The sequence below is a fragment of the Gordonia sihwensis NBRC 108236 genome (assembly GCF_000333035.1).
Classification (GTDB): domain Bacteria; phylum Actinomycetota; class Actinomycetes; order Mycobacteriales; family Mycobacteriaceae; genus Gordonia; species Gordonia sihwensis.
Genome location: NZ_BANU01000020.1, coordinates 12796 through 35182, shown reverse-complemented (window position 1 = coordinate 35182; position 22387 = coordinate 12796). Strand labels below are relative to the sequence as shown.

The following is a 22387-nucleotide window of genomic DNA, read 5'->3' as shown; positions in this document are numbered from 1 at the left end:
CCGAAGGGCGATGCCGCCGCGGCCGTCAGCCGATGGTCAGAAGCACTTTGCCGACGGCGTCGCCGGATTCGAGACGCGCGTGCGCCGCATCGACCTCCGCGAGCGGGAAGGTGGAGTCGATCACCGGCCGGATGTCGCCCGACTCGATGAGCGGCCACGTGCGTGCCACGGTCTCGGTGACCACCGCGGCCTTCGAATCCGGTCCGCCGCTGGCGGGGCGGGGACGCAGGGTGGTGCCGCTGACCGACGCGCGCTTGGCCATCAGTTGCCCGATGTTCAGTTCGGCCTTGGCGCCGCCCTGCATGCCGATGATGACCAGGCGGCCGTTGGTGGCCAGCGCCGAGACGTTCCGGGCCAGGTACTTGGCGCCGATGATGTCGAGGATGACGTCGGCGCCGCCCTCGATCTTGAGGCGCTCGACGAAGTCGTCGACGGTGTAGTCGACCAGGATGTCGGCGCCCAACTCGGCCGCGCGTGCGAGCTTGTCCTCGTTGCGCGCGGTGGTCGCCACGCGCGCGCCGAGCGCGCTCGCCAGTTGGATCGCGTGCGTGCCGATGCCGCTGGTGCCGCCGTGGACGAGGAAGAGCTCGCCCGGCGCCAGCCGGCCGGTCATCACCACATTCGACATCACCGTGCACGCGACCTCCGGCAGTGATGCCGCCGAGACCAGGTCGACGCCGTGCGGAATCGGCATCACCTGGACCGCAGGCACGGCGACGCGCTCGGCGTAACCGCCGCCGGCCAGCAGCGCGCAGACCTCGTCGCCGACCCGCCACCCGGTGACGCCGGTGCCGAGCGCGCTGACCACGCCCGACACTTCGAGCCCGAAGATGTCGGAGGCTCCCGGCGGCGGGGGATAGTGCCCGGCGCGCTGGAGGAGGTCGGCTCGATTGACTCCCGCCGCGGCCACGTCGATGACGACCTCGCCGGGCTGTGGTTCGGGGTCGGGGACGTCGGTGAGGGTCGCGGACGCGGTACCGGGGATGGCTCGCATACGGTTCAGTGTTCCAGCACGAGCCCGGTCGCGTCGAGAGCCCCTTCGTCCGGTGCGGCCCGGGACCACCGGCGGGCTCCCGGGCACCGAGCATGCGATAACGTGGATCGCCAGGGAAGCGTGGCAGAGCGGCCGAATGCACTCGCCTTGAAAGCGAGCGTGGGTAAAACCACCGGGGGTTCAAATCCCTCCGCTTCCGCTGTGTGATGAGTCGCGACATCGTTTACACACGATGTCGCGACTCATTGTCAAGACCCGGGTTTGGTGGAGACCGATCAGTTGTTCTGTGAGGTGAGTTCGAGGGTCCGGTTCTGGGTCCAGTAGTCGGCTTCGACTGCTGACGGCGGTTGGTAGTCGAGGGCGGAGTGCAGGCGGGTGGTGTTGTACCAGTGGACCCATTCGGCGGTGGCGATCTCGACGGTGTTGGTGCTTGTCCACGGTCCTTTCTTGTAGATCAGTTCGTGTTTGTACAGCGAGTTCAGTGCTTCGGCCATCGCGTTGTCGTAGGAGTCCCCGCGCGAGCCGACCGAGGCGATGGCCCCGGCCTCATCGAGGGCCTGGGTGTAGCGGATGGCTCGGTATTGCACGCCGCGATCGGAGTGGTGGATCAGTGCGGTCAGGTCGTGCCCGGCCCGACGGCGCTGCCACAATCCCATCGCCAGGGCGTCGATGGCCAGGTCGGCGAACATGCGGGTCGAGGTCTGCCAGCCGACGATCATCGGGGAGAACACGTCCAGTACGAACGCCACGTACACCCAGCCGACCTCGGTCCGTACGTAGGTGATGTCGGCGACCCACAACTGATTCGGCGCCTCGGCGGCGAAGGTGCGGTCGACCAGATCCGCTGGGCGTTCGGTCTCGGGCGCAGGTCTGGTGGTGCGGGGGAACTTCCCGCGCACGATCCCACGAATCCCAAGGTCGGTGCAGAGTCGTTCGATGGTGCATTTGGCCACCGTGATCCCTTCGTGGCCGAGGGCGGCGCGGATCTTGCGGCGTCCGTAGATGCCGCCGGAGGCCTCATAAACGCGCATGATCTGTGTTTTCAGATGCTCGTCGCGCACCGCCCGAGCCGAGGGCGCTCGGGTGCGGGCGGCGTAGTAGGTCGATGGCGCGATCGCACAACCGGCCTCGGTCAGGGCGGTGCAGATCGCCTCGACGGGCCATCGAGTCCGGTGCTGGTCGATGAAAGCGACGATCAGCGGTGTGGCCGGTCGAGCTCGGCCGCGAAGAAAGCCGACGCCGTCTTCAAAATCTCGTTCGCCCGACGCAGCTCTCGAACTTCCTTCTCCAACAAGCGGATCCGCTCAATATCGGAGACCGTCTCGATGCCAGGCGCTTCGGCTTGGCCGGCCTCCACTCTGCGGACCCAGGTCCGCAACGTTTCGGGGTTGATGTCGAGTTGCTTGGCGATCCGAGCCAACGCTCCCGGTGCGGTCTCGGGGTCCTTCCGAGCGTCGACGGCCATCCGCGTGGCACGATCGCGCAACTCGGGTGAGTACTTCGGTGGGCGAGGCATGAAACAAGTGTCCCTTCCGGTCAAACCTGTCTCCATCAAACCCGGGACGATTCAGCGGCGACGCCGGCCCAGGACCTGGGACCGGTAACGGCACGCCCATCGTCGGCGGACAGCCGACGGAACAGAATCGCCCGGGACGGGCCGGAGTACCGGCAGGTCCAAGGACCACAGCCCCGGCAACGGTCACACCGAACCGTCCGGGCCAGCCGGCCAACAAAGAGCAGACGCCCGGTAGCACCCCGGCGCCGGCCGGAGTGCCGGTGAAGCAGTCGGATCCGTCACCGTCCGATCAGGCGTTCCTGTCGCCTGCCTCCGACGATGACGGTGGGTCGATTCCGTTGCCGGTGTGGGCGATCGCCGGAGCCGCGGCTGTGGCGGCGGCGAGTCCGCGGGCGCGGTCGTTGCTCTCGCGGGGTGGGTCGACTCGGGGGAAGATCGGCTCGTCTGACTTGGTCCTGATTCACGACAGGAGCAGCCCCGATCGGTACGTTTTCGATGAGAATGTGCCTCCCGGTGGACACATTCGTCGAACGCGATCTGGGCCGGAACATCGTCGAAGACCCGTTGGCAAAGCGCACCCCACCCGTAGCTCGAGCTCGAAACATAGGCACAGAACATCGCGATGGCATTGCTGTCCGAACGCAGCGTCGTCCAGCTCACCGGTTTCTCACCCGAGCGCCGATCTGCCATGTAGTCATCCAGATCGACCGGTCGCCACGACCACGGGAACGTGCCCGCAAACTCCTGGAACCGGCGCAGCACCCCGCAGCGCCCGTCGATCGTCGCTCTCGTCAGCCCACGCGCCAGCATCTGCGCCCGCCAACCCTCGACCATTGCTTCAAACACGCGGTCCTCGGCGCGGAACAGGCCGACCTCACCGTCGCGCAACAGCCGCGGAACGAATCCCGGGACACCGTCCACGCCGACCTCCGACCCGTGGAAACCTGCATCTAATGCAAGAAACCTACGGGACGCTGGACCGACGCACAAGCATCACATCCGCGGCGTCGACACTGCACCAGCCAAACCCGGCACCCACCAGCACAAACCCCATCATCCCAGGTAGACGGCAGTAACCGCACCTACCGCAGCTCCCGAGAGTTTAACGCCGATAACTTACGTTATGACAAGTAGGCGACGCCGAGTATCCGGCGAACTCGACCTCTCCCAGAGCGGGCCAAATGGCAGGTGGCTTGGTAGAGGAGCCTAACGAGCTATCCGATTGTTAGCTGGTGGCGACTGTGCCTTCCGTGATTGCATCACGCAGCACGTGCTTGAGAATCTTCCCCGAGGGGTTACGGGGAATGGGCCGGGTGATGAGCTCGCGCGGAAGCTTGTAACCCGCAATGAACTGGGATCCGTACTCGCGGAGCGACTCCAAGGTGACCTCGCGGCCCTCGACCGGGGTGACGACGGCGATGAGGCTCTCCCCGAACATCTCGTCCGGCCGCCCGACGACCGCCACATCGGCCACGTCCGGGTGGCCGGCGAGGGCCTGTTCGACCTCCACCGAGTACACGTTGCGCCCGCCCGTGATGATCATGTCCTTCATCCGATCAACGATCGTGATAAACCCGTCGGCGTCCCGGACCGCCACGTCGCCGCTGTGCAGCCAGCCGTCGCGGAGCGCATCGGCGGTGGCCTCGGGCTTGTTCCAGTAGCCCTTCATGATGGTCTCGCCTCGGTAAATGATCTCCCCGGGCTCGCCGACCGCGGTGTCGTTGCCCTCGTCGTCGACGATCCGCGTCTCGGCGTTAGTGATGGACGCCCGTCCGGTGGCATCTGGGCGGGCGCGTACTTCGTCCGGAGTGAGGAAGATGCCGGTCGGGCCGCCTTCGGTTTGGCCGCACAGCTGGAAGAACTGCACGTGCGGCAGGGTGGCGAGCAAGCTGGTCGCCGCGCTCGGCGGCATTGGTGCGGCGCCGAAGAAGCCCAGCCGCCACGCGGACAGATCGCGCGTGCCGAGCTCGGGGTGCTGCAGCAGCATCTGGTACATGGTGGGCACGCCCAGGAACACGGTGATGCGGTGCTTCTCCAGCGCATCCAGGACCGCCTTGGGCTCGAACGCTGGCAGCACCACGTGAGTGGTGCCCAGGCTGAACCCTGACATAACGAACAGGACCAGCTCCGCGCAGTGGTACATCGGCGCGACGTGCAGATTCCGGTCGAAGATATTCATACCGAGTGCGGAAACCGAGTTCCCCACCCACAGCATGCGGTGATGGTCGAACACCGCTCCCTTGGGACGCCCGGTCGTGCCCGAGGTGTAGAGGATAATGCAGTCGTCGTCCTCGATGACCTCCACTTCCGGCGCGGTGGTCGGCATGGTGTCTGCGAGCCGCGCGATGCCCTGCGCGGCGGGCTCGTCCAGCACCAGACTTTGCGGCGCGGACGGCAGCGGATCGAGTTCGTCGAGGCCGGCCACCACCACCGCGAGCCCCTCGGAGTACAGCAGCACCGTCGCACCGGAGTCCTCGAGCAGGTAGCGAAGTTCGCGGGCCGGCACGCGAGGGTTGAGAGGCACGGCAATGGCCCCCAGTCGGAACGCTCCGTACAGGCCCAGGATGTACGCGTCGGAGTTCGGGCTCAGCAGTGCCACCCTGTCGCCCTTGCCGACTCCGAGCGACGCCAACGCGTGCGCATACTGATTGATCCGGGCCGCGAGCTGCTCGTACGAGTAGGTGCTCTCGCCGAAGATCAGTGCGGTCTTGTCCGGGTGCCGGCGGGCATTGAGCGCGAGGGCGCCTCCGAGAGTGGCCATGGTGACTCCTGAGGTGTCGATGACTCCGAGATCGGATATGTGACCCCGGACACAGCAGGAACAGTAACCGCCAGCGTGATGCTTGTACAGATGTTCAGTGAAAGTGAAACTCGAGTCAGGTGGCTGACCCGTGGGAACGATCGACAGCTCCTCCCCCGGACACGCTCACGCCGAGTTCGGGCTTGCTGCGCCCCTCGGTGTGGGTAAAGGTCCCGAGGTGGGTCCAGACGGCATCCACCAGCGGCTGCAGGAACAGCCGGCCCATCTGGTTGATGATCACGTCGACCACCTGGACGGAGTCGGCGCGACCCCGCGAGGCCGCGCCGGTCTCGCGCATCGCAACGACCTCCCGGTGGGTAAGTTCGGTGAGCCGCTCCAGCAGTTGCCCCCGCTGACCACCGGGTTCGAGTAGCGCCCGGCGGAGATAGTTGACCACCTCCGGGTTTCTGACCAGCATTTCCGAGACAGCCTCGTTCCGCACGCGAGCGATTTCTTCGCCGGCCCCGTCGGTCGGCGCCGAAGCAAGGGCCGACGCAAAACGCTCCACGACGATCTGCTCCACAGCCTCGCGGAGGCCGTCTTTGGACCCGTAGTGATGGACCACCAGCCCTACGGTAACCCCGGCGGCGGCCGCGACCGCCCGCATCGGTGTGCGGTCCTCGCCGTTGGCCGCGTAAAGCTCGAGAGCGGCGTTGCGGATTCGCGCTTTGGCGGTGAGATCTTGGTCGCCGGAGTGCTGGGCGGGGCGGTCCACGCGGTCTCCCTTCGGTCGACAAACGAGTCTACGGGGACGCGCCAATCGCTAAAGCTATACAGTGGCTAAGTTTACTGACTACTTGTATAGTCGCTGAAATGAGTCTTCGATCGCTCCGACCCCTGGCCGGCATACAGGTCGTCTCTTTGGCTACCAACCTGCCCGGTCCGCTGGCCGTGGCAGGCCTTCGTGACCTCGGCGCAGCGGTGATCAAAGTGGAGCCGCCGGTGGGTGACGCCTTGGCCGTGGCCGCGCCCTCCTGGTACGCAGAACTGACACAGGGGGTGGAGGTTCGTCGGGCCGACCTCAAAAGTCGTAGCGGCCTGGAGGAGCTGACCAGGCTGCTCGATACGGCGGACGTGTTGGTGACCGCCATGCGCCCGTCAGCGTTCTGCCGACTCGGCCTCGGCGATCTCAGCGACCGCTACCCGCGGTTGTGCCATGTGGAGATCGTGGGCTACGACGGCGCCGACGAGGAGGTCGCGGGCCACGACCTGACATATCAGGCGAGATACGGCACCATCCGGCCGCCGCACCTGCCGCTGGTCCCGGTCGCCGACACCGTCGGTGGGGAGCGGGCCATCTCGGCCGCCCTGGCCCTGCTGCTGGCCCGGGGACAGCACGACTCCGGCGGACATCAACGCATCACTCTCGACGCGGCCGCGTACGACTCCGCGGCTGCCCTCCGGCACGGCCTGTTTGGCAATGGAGCACCACTGGGCGGGGCTCTGCCCTCCTACAACATCTATGCCACCGCCGACGGCCACATCGCCCTGGGGGCACTCGAACCGCACTTCGAGGCCCGCACCAGAGAAGTACTCGATTGCGACGGCACATCCGCCGCCTACACCCGCGCCTTCGCCGCGCACACCACGGCCCACTGGGAGGATCTGGCCGCGCGCCACGACATCCCGCTCACCGCCGTTCGCGATGCCCACCCGGCCACAGCGCAGACCACTCACGCGCCCACGGCGCCCACCACCTGACCACCTTGAGGAAGGACCCAGTCATGACCGACTCCCCCCAGCCCCGTAGTTCCCGAGCCACCCGCGAGGCCGTGATCGTCGATGCCGTCCGGACCCCGGTCGGCAAGCGCGGCGGGGCGCTGGCCGCCTGGCATCCCGCCGATCTGCTGGGGGCCACCCTCAGTGAACTGGTTCGCCGCAGTGATGTGGCGCCGGAGAAAATCGACGACGTGATCGCTGGCTGTGTGATGACGCACGACCAGCAGAGCTCCAACATCGCTCGCCATGCGGTGCTCTCCTCCGGCCTGCCCGATTCGGTGCCGGCCGTGACCGTGGACCGACAGTGCGGCTCGGGGCAGCAAGCTGTCGCATTTGCCGCCCACGGTGTGGAGGCGGGGTCCTACGACCTCGCCATCGCATGCGGCGTGGAGTCGATGTCACAGGTGGCGCTGCCATCCTCATTACAACCCGGCGCCCCGCTAGGCCCGCAATACTCCCCCCGCGAACTGGCCCGCTACGACGGCGGACTGCTGGTTCAAGGCCCGTCCAGTGAGCTGATGAACACCCGCTTCGACCTCAGCCGGGAGGAACTCGACGCCTTCAGCCGCCGGAGCCACGAGCGGGCGCTGGCTGCCACCCGCGACGGCCGCTTCGAGACCCAGCTGGTTCCGCTGCGCCGCGACCCGCTCGATGACTCCAGCGAGCCCGTGACCGCGGATGAGGGGATCCGGGCCGAGCTCGACCCAGAGAAGATGGCGTCCCTGCGGGCGGTGTTCGCCGAAGACGGCAAGACCACCGCAGCCAACTCCTCCCAGCTCAGCGACGGCGCCGCCGCACTACTCATCGCCGACCGCGAGTTCGCCGAGGCCCACGGGCTCACCCCCCGCGCCCGCTTCGTGGTCCACGCGGTCGCCGCGGCCGATCCGATCATCCAGTTCACCGCAATCCTCGAGTCCACCCGCAAGGCCCTGGACCGGTCGGGGCTCACGGTGGACGATATCGACCTGTTCGAGGTCAACGAAGCGTTCGCGGGAGTACCGCTGATGTTCCAAAAAGAGTTCGGCGTCCCCGACGACAAACTCAACGTCAACGGCGGCTCGGTGGCTGTCGGCCACCCCCTCGGATCCACCGGCGCCCGCATGATGACGGACCTGCTGACCGAACTCGAACGCACCGGCAGCCGATACGGGCTACAGACCATCTGCGAAGCCCACGGCACCGCTAACACCACCATCATCGAACGCCTCTGACGAGCCCCCTCCGTCCCAGCCACCGTCCCAACCCCACTTCAGGAGCACCAACATGACGTCCCACCCCATCGTCACCGGTCTGCCGTCGACACACGGTGACAGTTACCAGCTCAACACCACCACCCTGCTGCGGCACTCCGCCCGGACCTACCCCGAGCAGGAGATCGTATTCCGCACCATCGACGGGGGCTGGGACCGCTACACCTACGCAGACATGTTCGAGCGGGTCGGGAAGTCAGCCCACGCGCTCACCGGGCTGGGGGCCGGCCCCGGAACGGTGGTGGGAATCCTGGATTGGAACTCCAAACGCCATATGGAGCTGTACTGGGCGATTCCCGGTATCGCATCGGTGATGCTGCAGATGAACCTGCGGCTCGCCCCGGTGGACCTGGCCTATGTCACCGACCACGCCGAAGCCTCGATCGTGCTGGTCGACGAGTCCCTGCTGCCCGTGGCCGAGGCGCTGGTCGAGCAGGGCGTCGGGGTGAAGACCTGGGTGGTCATGACGGACAAGCCACTCTCGGAGATCTCCACCACCCTGCCCGGGGTCGTCCACTGGGAAGACGCGCTGACGGCCGCGGAATCGACCTTCGACTGGCCGATGATCGACGAAACCTCGGCGTACAGCGCGTGCTACACCACCGGCACCACCGGCCGCCCCAAGGGCGTGTACTACTCCCATCGCGGGATCTACCTCCACACTCTTGCCGAGGCAGCGCAGTTGAAGATGGGCGACGACGACACCGTCATGGTCATCACCCCGATGTTCCACGGCCAGGGCTGGGGACTGCCGCAGTCGGCCATCTACTCGGCCGCCAAGGTCGTGCTGCCCGGACGGTATACGGCCGAGGACACCTCTGTGCTGGTTGACGCGATGATCTCCGAGTCCGTCACCGTAGCCAACGGTGCCCCCGCGATCTTCGAGCCGATGCTCGACTACATCCGCACACTCAAGACGCGCCCGGACTTCAGCCGCGCCCGTCTGCTGTCCGGGGCGACCGAACCGTCGCTCACGCTCATGCGCGGCTTCCATGACCTCACCGGCGCCGACATCATCCACGCCTACGGCGCCACGGAGACCACTCCGCTGGTCACCGTCAACGCAGGCCTGAAGCACACGCTGCGGGACGTGCTCAGTGAGAAGGAGAAGTGGGATCTCAAGCGGGCCCAGGGTCTGCTGGTCAACGGGATCGACATCAAGGTCGTCGGACCGGACGGAACCGAACTACCCCACGACGGTGTCTCCCAGGGCGAGGTGCTCATGCGCGGCCCGTGGATCATCGAGCGCTACCACAAGATGGAAGACAAAGGCGGCGCGTTCGCCGATGGGTGGTGGCGCAGCGGCGATGCCGGCACGATCCGCCCCGACGGCTACCTCAAGCTGACCGACCGCATCAAGGACGTGGTCAAAAGCGGCGGCGAATGGATCTCCTCGATCGACATGGAAAACGCGATCGTCGCCCACCCACAGGTCCGCGAAGCCGCCGTGGTGGGGATCGAGCATCCCAAGTGGCAAGAGCGCCCGGTTGCGATCGTCGTCCAAGAAGACGGTGCCGATCTTGACGTCGACGACATCCACGCCGTGTTGGAAGACAAGTTCGCCAAGTGGCAACTGCCCGACATCGTCATCTTCGCCGACGCGCTGCCGCGCACCAGCGTCGGCAAGTTGGACAAAAAGACGCTACGCACCGACCACGCCGATCTCTACCGGGGAGCCGAGGAATGAACAACCGGAGCGGACACGATGATGTGGTGCGCAGCGAACGACGCGGAGCCGTCGCGATCCTGCGCATCAACCGACCCGAGGCCCGGAATGCACTGAACGCCGCGGTGTTCGCAGCCTTGAACAGGCACCTAGCCGAGCTGCGGACCGATGACTCCGTGCGCGCCATAGTTTTGGCCGGCGCGAGCGGCGTGTTCTGCGCTGGAGCAGACATCACCGCGTTCGACGCCCTGCGGGCCGATCCGTTGATCGGGCAGCGGCGGGCCTCCGGGGGGACTCTATGGGCCGACCTGGAGAACTTCCCCAAACCGGTGATCGCAGCCGTCGAGGGCCTGGCCCTGGGGGGCGGGCTCGAACTCGTCCTGGCCTGCGACACCAGCATCGTCGGCCAGGGTGCCCGCCTTGGATTACCCGAGGTCAAGCTCGGCGTCATCCCCGGCGGCGGCGGCACCCAACGACTCATCCGGGCGCTCGGCAAACCTCGCGCCATGGCACTGCTGCTCAGCGGCGACCTGGTCACCGGGACCGAGGCCGCCACCCTCGGCCTGGTGGGAAAGGTGGTCGACGACGACGAGGTCGTCGAACAGGCGATCGCCCTGGCGCAGCGGATCTCGGCTAATTCCCCGCTGGCCGTGGCCCTGGCCAAAGACGCCGCCCTGGCCGCGCAGACCGGGTCGATAGCCGCAGGGCTCGAGCACGAAAAGCGCAACTTCGTCTATTCACTCGCCTCAGACGACAGCCACGAGGGCCAGGCCGCCTTCGTGGCCAAGCGTTCGCCGAACTTCACCGGCCGCTGACCCGGCCCGACAAGGACAAGATCATGACCACCACCCTGTTCCCCGACCACCGCCCCACCTGGCAAACCGAGTCCCACGAGTTGCTACGGGACCACGCCCGCGCCTTCTTCGCCAGAGAAGTCACCCCCCGCCAGGCGGACTGGGCCCGGCAGGGCCACGTCGACCGCGAACTCTGGAACAGAGCCGGAGCGGCAGGCCTACTGCTCACCGACATCGCCGAAAAGGACGGCGGCGGGGGAGGCGACTTCGGCCACGAGGCTGTAGTGGCCCAGGAACTGGCGTACGCGCACGACAGCGCGTTCGGCTTCACCGTGCACTCCACGATCGCCAGCCACTACATCAACGCCTACGGGACCGAGGAGCAAAAGCGCCGCTGGCTACCCGGGCTCGCCTCCGGCGAGAAAGTGGTGGCCGTCGCCATGACCGAGCCTGGTACCGGCTCAGACCTGCAGAACGTCAAGACCACAGCCATCCGCGACGGCGACCACTACGTGGTCAACGGCGCCAAGACCTTCATCTCCAACGGCACCCACTGCGACTTGGTTGTCATCGTGGCCAAGACCGATCCAGCGGCCGGCGGCAAGGGCATCTCCCTACTAGTCGCCGAGGTCGACAATAACGTCGCGGGCTTCTCCCGCGGCGCCGTCCTCGAGAAGATCGGCATGCACGGATGGGACACCCGCGAACTCTTCTTTGACGACATGCGGGTACCGGTGGAGAACATCCTTGGCGAGGAGGGCTCCGGCTTCGCCGAACTCATGACCCAGTTGCCGCGGGAGCGACTCATCATCGGAGTCGCCGGCGTGGCGGTGGCCGAGGCCGCGGTGATCGAGACCATCCGGTACGTCAAAGAGCGCGATGCGTTCGGCAAGAAACTCCTGGACTTCCAGAACACCCAGTTCGTACTAGCCGAGTGCAAGGCCGAAGTCTACGCCGGCAAGGCGCTGATCGACGACGGCATCCGCCGCCAGATCGAGGGCACCCTGGACGCCGCCGGCGCCTCCATGATCAAAATGTGGGCCACCGACATGCAGTGCCGCGTGGTGGACAAGTGCCTACAGCTGTTCGGTGGCTACGGCTACATGATGGAATACCCCATCGCCCAGATGTACGCCGCCTCCCGCGTGCAGCGGATCTACGGCGGCACCAACGAGATCATGAAGCTGCTCGTAGCCAGGTCACTGTGAACGCCGCGCCCCCGAGTCCGTCCGTCTACGCCGAAGACTTCACCCCGGGCCAGATCCTCGAACTGGGCGATCACACCGTCTCCAAGTCCGAACTGGTCGACTTCGCCACCCGCTGGGACGCCCAGTGGTTTCACATCGATGAGGAAGCCGCTGATCAGGGACACTTCCGCGGACTCATCGCCAGCGGGGTACACACCATCGCCATCGCTCAACGGCTGCTCACACAAACAATGCTCAACCAATGGGCAGTGATCGCCGGGCTCGGATTCGACCGGGTACGGTTCCCGGTGCCCGTCCGACCCGGCAACGTTCTCACCGGAACCGCCCAAATTGCCGAGATCACTCTCGACGGAACACGCGGGCGAGTGAAGATAGAAATGCGGCTGACCGATCAGGACGACCACACCGTCCTCTACGCCGAACTGACCATCGTCATGTGGCAAAGAGAGCAGGCCACGACACCGTCCGGAGGCTTCAACTGACACACGGCAGGACGTCACCAGAAAGAGCCACGGTCCCGCCCTACATCGACGAAGCGACCTTCATCTCGTATCCGCAAGTCAGCGTGGGACGTGACGACCCCACCTCACGACGGTGGCTCAAGGTAGTCAAACCCCCGTCCGAGCGCGTCCGCTAGCTAGCGATCGATTTCGCGACACTCACAGAACCAGTCGTTTCCGCAGGGCAGCAGTGTCCGAAAACTCGTGTCGCCTTGCCACCCACATCGAGCACCGGTAACCAGACGTTATGACAAGTAGCGGGTGCTGAGTTGTAAGTTCTGCGAACTCGACACCTCCCGGACATTCTCTCGCCCGCCCTGTCCGGCACCCCGACTGACCTGCACGTCGTCACGTGACGGACCGCTTCCCGGGGCCGCCTCTGAGTGCAGTGGCCCAACCTCCGCGGACTGACTGGCAATGCCGCTACCTGCGACCTCTTGTGTTGATTCGCGCAAAGTGCGATACTTTCGCATATATCGCGAACCATGTTTGGGTGGTGCGAGATGGCAGATCAGGATCCTCCGCCGGGGTCGGCGCGGCTGCAATTGGCCGACGGCATCGCTGTCCTGCGGCCGGAAGCCGCGGTGTTCGAGGCGATGGTCACCGGGTGGTCGCACCAGCAGATGGCCCGGAACCTGTCCGTTGGCACGATCGCGGCCCAGGTCGCCACGATCCGGCGGTTCCAGGACTTCTGCGGTGTCGCCGGCCCCTGGCACTGGACGCCCCGATGGTCGATGACTGGTTCACCGAACTGCGCGGGGTCCACGGCCTGGCCCTGGGCACGGTGCTGAGCTACCAGGGTGCACTGCGGCATTTCATGGACTACCTGCTCGATCCGGCCTACGAGTGGACCCAGCAATGCCAGGACCGATTCGACACGCATCCGATACAGATCATCACCGAGGCCAACTCGGCCCGCCACACCTACGAGGGCCCCGACAATCCACTCAAACGGGCCTACACCACCGATGAACTGCAGGACCTTTGCGATTTCGCGGACGATCAGGTCAACCACCGTTTCGAGGCTGGCTCGAAGGGCGCGATGGTGGCCCTGCGGACCGCGACGATCATCAAGGTCGCCTACGCGTGGGGCCTGCGTCGCAACGAAGTCCGCATGCTGGATCTGACAGACTTCGGACCGAACCCTCGAGCACCACAGTTCGGCCAGTTCGGGTTCTGCTACGTCCGCCACGGCAAACCCGGCAAGGGATCTGCGGCCAAGCGGCGTGGCGTCCTGACGGTCCCGGAGACCGCCTGGGCGATCGACTGCCTCAAACGATGGATCGACCAGGGCCGCACCACCTTTGACCACCCGGTCGGGACCGCATTGTTCCCGACCGAGCGATCCGAGCGCATCTCGAACGGCGCGTTGTCCCATAGCTTCGCCGACCTCTGCGACACCGCCGGCCTGACCGATCCCGGACTGGATTTTCACTCCCTGCGCCGCAGCTACGTCACGCTGCTGGTCGAGTCCGGATACGACACCCGCTTCATCCAGGAACAAGTCGGACACAAGTACGCCTCAACCACCTCGCTCTACACCTTCGTCTCCCCCGACTACCGCAGCCGTGTCGTGGCCGCCGCACTTCGCGCCGCGGCCAAACGCCTGCCCGAAAGGACCGACCAGCAATGAAACACCGGATCGCCTACCAGTGGCGACTACGCCAGGTCATGACCGACCGAGATATGCACACCCTGTCCGACCTGATCACGCCATTGCACGACGTGGGAATCGAACTCTCCGCCTCCCAGCTCTACCGCCTCCTGGGACGCACCCCTGAGCGACTGCCCCTGGCCCTACTCGGAGCGCTGTGCCACGTCCTGGACTGCACCGTCGAAGACCTCTGCGTCTTCCACGTCGACACCTCCCCCTCCAGACGCACCGCCACAGCCACCGACGCCTCCCCCGCAACCGACGTGCCACTGCGACCGAAGCGGGCACACATCCACCGACCCGGACCGACGGCGTAGACCCCCAGGCAGGCGGCGGACACATGGCTGACACATCGAAGTACCACTGCACACGGTGCAACGACGAGCAGCAGCATCGCGGAGTGCGCTGGCCCGAGGGCTTCGTCTGCCGCCGCTGCTACCAACAGGCCACCCGCCGACGCGGCACCTGCCCCCGCTGCCAACGCCCGGATCGACTGCTGCCTGGCCTCGCCAACGACCAGCCCATCTGCACTGACTGTGCCGGAATCGACGACCCCCGACTGACCTGCACCCGCTGCGGAGACCAGGACGAACCCCACCGCCGAGGACTGTGCGCACGATGCTGCCTCACCGACGACCTGACCGCTGAAGTGCCCCGGGTTTGATGGAGACATCGATTACCCGGGGCACTTCAATGGGATCTGCCCAGAAGTTGGCCATCTCGGGTTTTCGGGTTGTCAGGACAAGGGCTTCACTCCCTGGCCTGCGAGTGCTTCGGAGAGGCGGACGGAGTCGCCGCTGGTCTGGCAGACGTGGGCGCGGTGCAGTAGCCGATCCACTGTCGCGGTGGCGATGGTCTTGGGCATGAGTTCGTCGAAACCGGCCGGGTGCAGGTTCGAGCTGATCGCGATGGCACGTTTCTCGTAGGCGGCGTCCACCAGGCGGTAAAGCCCATTCGCTAGGCACCCGGACCGAACTTCTCGACGCGGTGCGCACGATCCGTTCCCGGGGGTTCGCGTCGAGCAAGGAGGAGAGCGAGGAGGATGTCGCCTCCCTCGCCGTCGCACTGGCCTCGACCCGCTCTCCGCGGTTGGCTGTCAAGGCCTCGCTGCCGCTCAGTCGCATGAGCTCGGCGACCGAGCAGGACATCCTCACTCGGCTGGTAGCTGCGGCGGAGGAGATCGACCATCTCCTGCTCTGATCGGCGTGGTCAGGCCGAAGTCGGCTGGGCCTCAGGCTGGACTGGGCTGCCCGCCGTCCCGGTCCAGCCGGTTGCCGGTCCCCTGGACGTGGCGCACGAAGGACCGTACCGCCGGGGCGATGCCTCCTTCGCGTGACCAGTAGATCCACAGCGGGGCGCTCATCGGGGTGTGCTCGTCGACCAGCACTGGCCATCTGGCCGAGTCGTCGGCACTGAGGTTGTCGTCGGCGATGACGGCCACGCCCAGCCCTGCCCGGGCGAGCGCAACGATGGTGGTGGCGTTGACGCTCTCCGACGTGATGTCGAGCCCGAAGCCCCCTGCCCGCAGCGCCGGCTCCAGCAGGCGCCGGGTGAGGCTATCGGCGTGCCCGGTGAGCACCGGCTGGCCACGCAATTCAGCGACCAAGACGTGGCTCCGGCCCCGCCACGGGTGGTCGTCGGAGGTCACCACCGCCAGCCGCACGTCGCCGAGCTGGTGGCCCGCAAGACGCTGGTCGGCCTGCCCGAGGCCCGTCACGAGATCGACGTCCCCGTTAAGCACCTGTTCGATCGCGGGCAGGCCCGAGTACTCGTGGACGGCGACGTGGATAGCGGGATGCGCCGACCGGAAGGTGCCGATCAGGGGCGCGAGGAACCGTGACACGTGCGGATATGCGCAGGCCACCGTGACGACGCCCGCTCGACCGCGAGCGAGTTCGTGGGCAAACTGGGAGACCGACTCCGCTCGATTCAGCAGGTAATGGGCGCGGGGCAGCAATTGATTCCCGGCACCGGTGAGCTGTACTCCGCGGCCGGACCTCTCGAAGAGGGCGATGCCCAGCTCCGCCTCCAGCGCCTTGATCGAACGCCACAGCGAGGGCTGCGGCACATCGAGGGTGGCGGCGGCGCGGAGGAACGACCCCTCGCGGGCCACCGCAACGAGATACCTGAGTTGACGCAGCTCCACGCACGGCTCCTAGTTTCACCAGTGAATAGCTCGATACCAAAATAGCCCATAGACAGCCTGTGATGAAGGTCATACTCTTTTATGTGTACTGCAATGCAGAAAGCCGTCCTAACTTGAGGAGAATTGGATGTCGGAGTCTGGTGGAGAAACCGTGGCCACTGCGCGGCAGCGTCAGCTGGTCGAGCGGGCACTCGGTGAGTGGCAGGGCGAGGCGGCGGGTCGAGTCATCGTTGTCACCGGTGGAGCCCGCGGCATCGGCCGTTCCCTCTGCGAGGGACTGTTGCGCGCCGGCGCCAAGGTCGTTGCAGCGGACCTGACGTGGGACGACGCTGACGACTTCCGCAAGCAGCTGGAGTCGGACGGCAGCGGCATGGCCGTCGACATGGACATCACCGACGACGACGCCCTCGACGCCGCCCGAGACGCTGTAATCGACAGGTTCGGGACCGTCGACGTCCTAGTGAACAACGCGTCTCTGGTCTCCGAAACCCTCTTCCCGCCCACAGGCCACCGGAACACCCTTGACACGACCGACCGCGACTGGGAGGTGATGTTCGGCGTCAACGTGTTCGGCACGCTGAAGGCCATCCGCCGGTTCATCGAGCCGATGCGGGCCCAGCAGCGGGGCAGCATCGTCAACGTCGTCAGCAGTGGCGTCCTGGCCGTCGCCGCCGGCGGCGGCTACCACGGGCTGCGCCCGTGGACGGTCGAGATGCCTTACCAGGCCACCAAGGCCGCCGTGATGGCGCTGACCTTCTACCTCGCCGAGGAAGTGCGCGGCGACGGGGTCGCGGTTAACGCGATCATGCCGGGGCACACCCGAGCGTCGTGGTTCGACGCCACCGCCCGGGCCTTCAACGAGCAGGGCATTGCCTACTTCATGCGCCCGGCGATTCCCGAGCACCTGCTGCCGATCTCGCTCTTCCTCGCCGCCCAGGACAGCGCGGGGACGTCCGGGCGCCTCTACTACGTGCCGGAGTGGAACTACGACCACGGCTACGGGGACTACGCCGCCTGGCAGGACCATGAGCTGCCTCCGGACATGGAGGAGATCTACAGCCGGCTGGAAGCCGCGACCCCGTCATACGAGCGGGCCGGCGTGGCCCACCTCCCCTTCGACGCGCAGGGTGCCCTGTACGCCGCGGGCATGGCAAACCTCGGGGCCCAGAACAGTTGGACCAGCAATGACAGCGCTCAGTGATACCGCAGACGCCCAGACGATCCGCCTACAGGTGGGCCGTTCGGGTCCGCCCTCCCATCTCACCTCACGCAACCCGTCAGACCCCGAGAGGACCCGATCATGACCAGCATTAGCGAACGCCCCGTTGACGTGGCCGCCGCAAGACTGCACGACCTGGTGAAGCCCGACGAGGGTGCCGTCAGCAGAACAGTCTTCGTCGACGAGGCAACCTACCGCAAGGAATTGGACCGGGTATTCACCAAGACGTGGTTGTTCATCGGCCACGAGTCCCAGTTGAGTGAGCCGGGCGACTACCTGACGAACTTCATGGGCGAGGACCCTGTGATCGCCACTCGCGGTGCGGACGGAGTGATCCGGGTGATGCTCAACTCCTGCGCCCACCGGGGCATGGCCGTGTGTAGCACCGACGCCGGGTCCTCGAAGTTCTTCCGCTGCCCCTACCACGGCTGGACCTACAGCAACAACGGCGATCTGATCGGTGCACCGCGCGCAGATACCGTCTACCATGGCGAGCTGGACAAGCCGCGCCTAGGTCTGAAGGCCGTTCCGCGGGTGGAGAACTACAAGGGCTTCATCTTCGCCAATTGGGACGAGGACGCCATCCCGCTGGTAGACTACCTCGGCGCTGACCAGCTCTGGTATCTGGACCTGGCCTTCGAGGCGCCGCTCGGCGGGCTCGAGGTGATCGGCCCCACGATGAAGTTCCGGATCAAGGCCAACTGGAAGCTGGCGGCGGAGAACTTCGCCGGCGACGACTACCACGTGCTCTACACACATGGGTCGGCCTTCCAGATCGGCTTCCTCCCCGATTACGACACGCTCGGCGACTACATCGCATACTTCGACCACGGCCACGGGATGGGCGACATCAGCAAGCCCGGCCGGGCCTATCAGAACGACGTCGGGATGGCTCAGCTCCTCGGGCCGGAGGCGATCGAGTACGTCAACGCCGTGCACGAGCGGCTCAAGGCCCGGGTCTCCCCGCTGCAGGCGGAGATGCACGGGCTCGGTCAGGGCAATATCTTCCCGAACCTGTCATGGATCAAGTTCGGCGTCTTCCACGTCTTCGGGCTCTTCCAATGGCACCCGAGGGGACCGGGTGAGATCGAGGTCTGGCAGACGGCGCTCTTCGACCGCGACGCGCCGCAGTCGGTCAAGGACTTCGCCCGCACCCAGATGTCCCAGGAGAACGCCGCGGCCGGGATCTTTGGCCAGGACGATGGCGAGAACTTCGAGCAAATCACCGAGTCCGCCCGAGGGGTGGTCTCCCAGACCCGGGATTTCAACTACGCGATGGGCCTGGGGCACGAGGGCGAGATCCACGAGGAGGGATACCCCGGCCATTTGGGGCCCCACTATTCGGAGCAGAACCACCGCAACTTCTATCGCTACTGGCTCGAACTCATGACCACCCCGGGAGAGCAGAAATGACCAATTCCCTCACCGATCTGCGCCGCGACGTCGAGGACTTCCTCTACAGCGAGGCCAAGATGCTCGACGAGCAACGCTACGACGAGTGGCTCGACCTGTTCACTGAGGATGTCCATTACTGGATGCCGATCACGGAGACCCGTGAGGTGCGGCAGCACCGGGACCACGTCCCCGGCGAGTGGTCGCTCATGGAGGAGGACGCCCGTTTCCTCGCCAAGCGGATGGAGCGCTTGGCCGGTGGCCTTGCCCACGCGGAGCAGCCGCGGTCGCGGACGCGCCGGTTCATCAGCAACGTCCTGGTCACCCCCGGGCCGGACGGCGACCTGGTAGCGGAGTGCAACTTCATCATCTTCCAGTCCCGGCGAGCCAACTCCGAGCAGTTCTTCGTCGGCTCCCGTCGCGACCGGATCGTGACCTCCGGTGAGAGCTGGAAGATCGCCGAACGGACCGTGCTCCTCGACCACCGGGTGTTGCCCCGTGCCATCTCCATCTTCTTCTGAGGCCCAGGCGGCTGACCTCGACGGCAGTCGGGACGTCGGGGCTGATGGCGCACCAGAGCCGAGTTCTTGGCTGCGCATCGGCTCTGCCGACGGCGAGCTCGTAGTCCGCAACGAGTTCGCCCGGGTGCGGGTACGCGCCGACCGAGACGGCAACGACCTTCGCCTGGCCATCCGTAGCCTGCGCACCGGCCGCGAGGTCTTCCTTGACGCGCTGCAGCTGGAGAGCCTCACCTGGCTCGACGAGAGGGCCTACACGACATTGCTCTCCGAGCCGTTCGGACCGGAGTGACCGACCATCCCGCACCGGCCGCACGGCCGAACAGAGAGGAGCTTCAACGTGACGAGCACTGAAGGGGGAATGGCCCAGCCCCAGGGGAACTCGTTCTGGGTGGACCTGCTGGGAACCGAGGTCCGGTACCGCCAGGCGAGCTCTTACCGCACCCGCAGCATCGAGGCAGGCGCCGGTGAGCCGGTAGTCCTGCTGCACGGCGTGAGCGGGCACGCCGAGACCTGGGTGCGCAACGTCGCCGTCCTCGGCCGGGACTTCCGCGTGCATGCCATTGACATGCTGGGTCATGGCTTCACCGACAAGCCGCAGATCGAGTACTCGATCCGCGCGCTCGCCGAGCACGTGCTCGGCTTCCTCGACGAGATCGGCGCCTCGCGAGCCCACCTGGTCGGGCAGTCTCTCGGTGGCTGGGTCGCGGCGTTTCTCGCCGTCCACCACCCCGAGCGGGTCGCCTCGCTCGTCAGCGTCACCGGGGCGGGGCTGCAGGTGGACGCCGACGGTGCCACGCTGACCGAGAACGTCGGCCGGCAGGTCGCGGAGGCTACCACCAAGGCTCTGGACACCCCGACCCGGGAGAAGGTCCGGACTCGGCTGGAATGGCTGGTCCATGACCCGTCCGTGGTCACCGACGAACTGGTGGAGACCCGGTACCGGATCTACGCCAGCCCGGACTTCGCCGCCACCGCCGGTGACATGGTCGCCGCATTCACCTCCCGGCCCCGGCCGGAGGAACTGCTGACCGCCGAGCGGCTCGCGACGATCAACTGCCCGACGCTCGTGCTGTGGACCCGGCAGAACCCGACCATGCCGTGGACGGTGGGGGAGGCGGCCAGCCGGATCATTCCCGATGCAACGTTCCGTCTGATGGAGGACGCCGGTCACTGGCCGCAGTTCGAGAAGCCGGCGGAATTCCACGCTGTCGTCGGCGGTTTCGTGCGTTCGGTCACCGCGGGGCGCCGAGGTGGGCGCACCGACGGCGACGGCGACGGCGGCCCCACGGATCCGGCCACCAACCGGCAACGGGCGGCCCGCTGATGGGCAGGCTGGTAGGTGCGTACGCGACGTCCCACACGGCGATGATGATCCGAAAGCTCCAACCGGACAACGACGTGCACGCCGCAGTCCATCAGGCCTTCGCTCAGGTGCGTGCGGAAATTGACCGGCTGTCCCCTGACGTGCTCGTCGTCGTCAGCAGCGAGCACCTAGCATCCTTCAGCTACGACAGCTTTCCGCAGATATGCGTCGGAATCGGAGAGATAGCCACCGGTTGGGGCGATGGAGGAGTGGCCAGCGCCGAGGTCCCACTTGCTGGCGCCTTCGCTGCCCAGCTGCTCTCCGAAGGGGTGGCCGCCGGATTCGACCTCGCGTTCTCCGCCAACCCGAAGATCGACCATGCGTTCATGGCACCATTGACCCTGATCCGACCAGAGATGGACATCCCGGTGGTCCCGGTGTTCCAGAACGCCAACACCGAGCCTCTGCCACCCCTGTGGCGCAGCGCCCAACTGGGGGAACTGCTGCGCGACGTCATTACGCGGCGGCCCGCAGCCGAAACAGTGGTCGTGCTCGGGACCGGCGGGCTCTCCCACTGGGTCGGCACGCCGGAGATGGGCCAGATCAACTCCGCCTTCGACGAGCGATTCCTGCAGCACGTGCGCGCAGGGGACCTCGGCGCGATCCTCGCCATGAAGACCGCCGACGTCCTCGCTGAGGCCGGCAATGGTGCCCCGGAGATCTGCAACTGGGTCACCGCGATGGCCGCCGCGTCCCGTCAGGAGGGCTGGGGAGTGTCGGAGCCTGAGCGGACGGCCCGTGGGCCGAGAGGGGTCGTCCTGGCATACGAGTCCGTCCCGGACTGGGCGACCGGGATCGCGCTGGCTCGGTTGGCCCCCGAGGAGGAACCGTGAACTTACCCCTGGACCAGGTCATCCGCCGGGTCGTCCGGGATCCGGAGTTTCGTTCTATTGCGGAAGAGTCGGGCCAGCTCGCGGCCGACCTCGCAGGCGTACGGCTGGCCGATCTTGCGGCCGTCCTGGAGGGCGACCTGGTCACCCTCCAGCAAAGGGGCGCCCACCCACTGCTGATCATGCAGCTGGCCGGCGCGCTCAGGATCGATCCGATGCGGCGCTTCGCCGCCGAACAGACTGCCCATGACTTAACCACGGAGGGACGATGAACATGATGAACATTACGGTGGACCTCGAGCGGTGTGAGGGCTTCGCCTCGTGCGTTGTGACCGCGCCCGAGCTCTTCGACCTCGATGACGAGCGAAGCGTCGCCGTCGTTCTGGAGCCTGTTGACGGTGGCCCCCGCACCCGCGCCTTAGCGCTCGAGGCCGCCGCGAGCTGCCCGATGCGGGCCATCACCGTCTCCGACCCCCTGGTGGACGAACCATCGCTGCCGCGGCGCGGCCGGTGACCGACGGAGTTTCGCCGGACGCGGTGGCAACCGCGGTCGAGAACGAACCCCGTCGGGCGGCGGTGGCCGGTACGCCCTGTGCCCCGGTTCGTGAACGTGCTACCACCGACGTTAGCGGCCGGCTGCGCCGTTCAGCAGGTTCTCTCCGCTCGCGCTCTCGGTTGGAGGGGTGGCAGCCGCAATGGCCGATCGCTGAGCGGGTCAACGACCACGTTGTCAGACCGGGCGACTCGCGATCCGGGGCTCGATGCCAGCATCCCGGGCTGCCACGCGTACAGCATTTGGTCGCCGCGGCGGGCAT

At 66.5% G+C, this 22387-nt stretch carries 20 protein-coding genes, 1 tRNA gene and 4 pseudogenes; 19 read left to right on the top strand and 6 right to left on the bottom strand.

Translation table 11 applies throughout. The features are described from left to right. Positions 1-25 precede the first annotated feature (25 nt). The gene (locus GSI01S_RS13265) at positions 26-994 is read right to left on the bottom strand and encodes an NAD(P)H-quinone oxidoreductase (protein WP_006897090.1); all 969 of its coding nucleotides are present in this window, start codon (positions 992-994) and stop codon (positions 26-28) included. 114 nt (positions 995-1108) lie between these two features. Here GSI01S_RS13265 and GSI01S_RS13260 point away from each other — a divergent pair. Further along, positions 1109-1193, top strand: a tRNA-Ser gene (locus GSI01S_RS13260). 76 nt (positions 1194-1269) lie between these two features. Here the strand turns inward: GSI01S_RS13260 and GSI01S_RS13255 are convergent. The 3 genes and pseudogenes from GSI01S_RS13255 to GSI01S_RS13240 all read right to left on the bottom strand — a co-directional run bounded on the left by GSI01S_RS13255 (position 1270) and on the right by GSI01S_RS13240 (position 6025). After that, positions 1270-2510, bottom strand: a pseudogene (locus GSI01S_RS13255) (IS3 family transposase). A 1225-nt stretch (positions 2511-3735) separates the two neighbouring features. Continuing rightward, positions 3736-5271: an acyl-CoA synthetase gene (locus GSI01S_RS13245; RefSeq protein ID WP_006897086.1), complete on the bottom strand. Its 1536-nt coding sequence runs from the start codon at positions 5269-5271 to the stop codon at positions 3736-3738. 115 nt (positions 5272-5386) lie between these two features. Then, entirely contained in the window at positions 5387-6025 is a 639-nt protein-coding gene (locus GSI01S_RS13240; RefSeq protein WP_006897085.1) for a TetR/AcrR family transcriptional regulator, read from the bottom strand. A 98-nt stretch (positions 6026-6123) separates the two neighbouring features. On the opposite strand from GSI01S_RS13240, the gene GSI01S_RS13235 reads away from it, so the two are divergent. The 9 genes and pseudogenes from GSI01S_RS13235 to GSI01S_RS13200 form a co-directional block, all read left to right on the top strand. Then, positions 6124-7011, top strand: a complete 888-nt coding sequence (locus GSI01S_RS13235; RefSeq protein WP_039867705.1) for a CoA transferase — start codon at positions 6124-6126, stop codon at positions 7009-7011. A 23-nt stretch (positions 7012-7034) separates the two neighbouring features. Beyond that, positions 7035-8240: a thiolase family protein gene (locus GSI01S_RS13230; RefSeq protein WP_006897083.1), complete on the top strand. Its 1206-nt coding sequence runs from the start codon at positions 7035-7037 to the stop codon at positions 8238-8240. Between the two features lie 52 nt (positions 8241-8292). After that, positions 8293-9966, top strand: a complete 1674-nt coding sequence (locus tag GSI01S_RS13225; RefSeq protein WP_006897082.1) for a long-chain-fatty-acid--CoA ligase — start codon at positions 8293-8295, stop codon at positions 9964-9966. Beyond that, the gene (locus GSI01S_RS13220) at positions 9963-10760 is read left to right on the top strand and encodes an enoyl-CoA hydratase/isomerase family protein (RefSeq protein ID WP_039867704.1); all 798 of its coding nucleotides are present in this window, start codon (positions 9963-9965) and stop codon (positions 10758-10760) included. The genes GSI01S_RS13225 and GSI01S_RS13220 overlap by 4 nt, the downstream gene beginning before the upstream one ends. Positions 10761-10783: 23 nt before the next feature. After that, positions 10784-11947: an acyl-CoA dehydrogenase family protein gene (locus GSI01S_RS13215; protein ID WP_006897080.1), complete on the top strand. Its 1164-nt coding sequence runs from the start codon at positions 10784-10786 to the stop codon at positions 11945-11947. Continuing rightward, positions 11944-12429: a MaoC/PaaZ C-terminal domain-containing protein gene (locus GSI01S_RS13210; protein WP_006897079.1), complete on the top strand. Its 486-nt coding sequence runs from the start codon at positions 11944-11946 to the stop codon at positions 12427-12429. Before GSI01S_RS13215 ends, GSI01S_RS13210 begins: the two co-directional genes overlap by 4 nt. Positions 12430-12950: 521 nt before the next feature. Next, complete coding sequence (locus tag GSI01S_RS20325) at positions 12951-13238, top strand: hypothetical protein (protein WP_006897078.1); 288 nt, start codon at positions 12951-12953, stop codon at positions 13236-13238. Next, positions 13175-14080 carry a tyrosine-type recombinase/integrase gene (locus tag GSI01S_RS13205; protein WP_006897077.1) on the top strand — a complete coding sequence of 302 codons (906 nt, stop codon included), beginning with the start codon at positions 13175-13177 and terminating at the stop codon, positions 14078-14080. Before GSI01S_RS20325 ends, GSI01S_RS13205 begins: the two co-directional genes overlap by 64 nt. Further along, positions 14077-14310 (top strand): annotated as a pseudogene (locus GSI01S_RS13200) (helix-turn-helix domain-containing protein); the annotation flags it as partial. The gene GSI01S_RS13205 and the pseudogene GSI01S_RS13200, both read left to right, overlap by 4 nt. Positions 14311-14837: 527 nt before the next feature. Here GSI01S_RS13200 and GSI01S_RS19840 read toward each other — a convergent pair. Further along, positions 14838-15059: pseudogene (locus tag GSI01S_RS19840) on the bottom strand (ATP-binding protein); the annotation flags it as partial. 17 nt (positions 15060-15076) lie between these two features. Here GSI01S_RS19840 and GSI01S_RS13190 point away from each other — a divergent pair. After that, positions 15077-15301 (top strand): annotated as a pseudogene (locus GSI01S_RS13190) (IclR family transcriptional regulator domain-containing protein); the annotation flags it as partial. A gap of 31 nt (positions 15302-15332) precedes the next feature. Here GSI01S_RS13190 and GSI01S_RS13185 read toward each other — a convergent pair. Continuing rightward, a complete protein-coding gene (locus GSI01S_RS13185; RefSeq protein ID WP_006897072.1) occupies positions 15333-16247 on the bottom strand; it encodes a LysR family transcriptional regulator in 915 nt (304 codons plus the stop codon). Positions 16248-16398: 151 nt separating this feature from the next. Between GSI01S_RS13185 and GSI01S_RS13180 the strand changes: the two genes are divergently transcribed. The 8 genes from GSI01S_RS13180 (at position 16399) to GSI01S_RS13150 (ending at position 22086) form a co-directional block, all read left to right on the top strand. Further along, positions 16399-17448 (top strand): SDR family NAD(P)-dependent oxidoreductase, encoded by a 1050-nt coding sequence (locus GSI01S_RS13180; RefSeq protein WP_101841495.1) that lies wholly within the window; start codon positions 16399-16401, stop codon positions 17446-17448. Between the two features lie 99 nt (positions 17449-17547). Further along, positions 17548-18879, top strand: a complete 1332-nt coding sequence (locus GSI01S_RS13175; RefSeq protein WP_006897070.1) for an aromatic ring-hydroxylating dioxygenase subunit alpha — start codon at positions 17548-17550, stop codon at positions 18877-18879. Then, positions 18876-19379 carry an aromatic-ring-hydroxylating dioxygenase subunit beta gene (locus GSI01S_RS13170; RefSeq protein WP_006897069.1) on the top strand — a complete coding sequence of 168 codons (504 nt, stop codon included), beginning with the start codon at positions 18876-18878 and terminating at the stop codon, positions 19377-19379. Before GSI01S_RS13175 ends, GSI01S_RS13170 begins: the two co-directional genes overlap by 4 nt. Beyond that, positions 19357-19668, top strand: a complete 312-nt coding sequence (locus GSI01S_RS20160; RefSeq protein WP_006897068.1) for a hypothetical protein — start codon at positions 19357-19359, stop codon at positions 19666-19668. Before GSI01S_RS13170 ends, GSI01S_RS20160 begins: the two co-directional genes overlap by 23 nt. 48 nt (positions 19669-19716) lie before the next feature. After that, the gene (locus tag GSI01S_RS13165; protein ID WP_137809379.1) at positions 19717-20703 is read left to right on the top strand and encodes an alpha/beta fold hydrolase; all 987 of its coding nucleotides are present in this window, start codon (positions 19717-19719) and stop codon (positions 20701-20703) included. After that, positions 20703-21575 carry a DODA-type extradiol aromatic ring-opening family dioxygenase gene (locus GSI01S_RS13160; RefSeq protein ID WP_006897066.1) on the top strand — a complete coding sequence of 291 codons (873 nt, stop codon included), beginning with the start codon at positions 20703-20705 and terminating at the stop codon, positions 21573-21575. The genes GSI01S_RS13165 and GSI01S_RS13160 overlap by 1 nt, the downstream gene beginning before the upstream one ends. Next, on the top strand, positions 21572-21844 hold the full coding sequence (locus GSI01S_RS19835) for a hypothetical protein (RefSeq protein WP_006897065.1): 273 nt from the start codon (positions 21572-21574) through the stop codon (positions 21842-21844). The genes GSI01S_RS13160 and GSI01S_RS19835 overlap by 4 nt, the downstream gene beginning before the upstream one ends. Then, positions 21841-22086, top strand: coding sequence for a ferredoxin (locus tag GSI01S_RS13150; protein WP_006897064.1), 246 nt, complete (start codon positions 21841-21843; stop codon positions 22084-22086). Before GSI01S_RS19835 ends, GSI01S_RS13150 begins: the two co-directional genes overlap by 4 nt. Positions 22087-22387 lie beyond the last annotated feature (301 nt).

What these genes read in the sequence shown, in the direction of transcription:
- GSI01S_RS13265 (WP_006897090.1), bottom strand. Translation starts at nt 994, where the DNA reads ATGCGAGCCATCCCCGGTACCGCGTCCGCGACCCTCACCGACGTCCCC.
- GSI01S_RS13245 (WP_006897086.1), bottom strand. Translation starts at nt 5,271, where the DNA reads ATGGCCACTCTCGGAGGCGCCCTCGCGCTCAATGCCCGCCGGCACCCG.
- GSI01S_RS13235 (WP_039867705.1), top strand. Translation starts at nt 6,124, where the DNA reads ATGAGTCTTCGATCGCTCCGACCCCTGGCCGGCATACAGGTCGTCTCT.
- GSI01S_RS13230 (WP_006897083.1), top strand. Translation starts at nt 7,035, where the DNA reads ATGACCGACTCCCCCCAGCCCCGTAGTTCCCGAGCCACCCGCGAGGCC.
- GSI01S_RS13225 (WP_006897082.1), top strand. Translation starts at nt 8,293, where the DNA reads ATGACGTCCCACCCCATCGTCACCGGTCTGCCGTCGACACACGGTGAC.
- GSI01S_RS13220 (WP_039867704.1), top strand. Translation starts at nt 9,963, where the DNA reads ATGAACAACCGGAGCGGACACGATGATGTGGTGCGCAGCGAACGACGC.
- GSI01S_RS13215 (WP_006897080.1), top strand. Translation starts at nt 10,784, where the DNA reads ATGACCACCACCCTGTTCCCCGACCACCGCCCCACCTGGCAAACCGAG.
- GSI01S_RS20325 (WP_006897078.1), top strand. Translation starts at nt 12,951, where the DNA reads ATGGCAGATCAGGATCCTCCGCCGGGGTCGGCGCGGCTGCAATTGGCC.
- GSI01S_RS13205 (WP_006897077.1), top strand. Translation starts at nt 13,175, where the DNA reads ATGGTCGATGACTGGTTCACCGAACTGCGCGGGGTCCACGGCCTGGCC.
- GSI01S_RS13175 (WP_006897070.1), top strand. Translation starts at nt 17,548, where the DNA reads ATGACCAGCATTAGCGAACGCCCCGTTGACGTGGCCGCCGCAAGACTG.
- GSI01S_RS13170 (WP_006897069.1), top strand. Translation starts at nt 18,876, where the DNA reads ATGACCAATTCCCTCACCGATCTGCGCCGCGACGTCGAGGACTTCCTC.
- GSI01S_RS13160 (WP_006897066.1), top strand. Translation starts at nt 20,703, where the DNA reads ATGGGCAGGCTGGTAGGTGCGTACGCGACGTCCCACACGGCGATGATG.
- GSI01S_RS13150 (WP_006897064.1), top strand. Translation starts at nt 21,841, where the DNA reads ATGAACATGATGAACATTACGGTGGACCTCGAGCGGTGTGAGGGCTTC.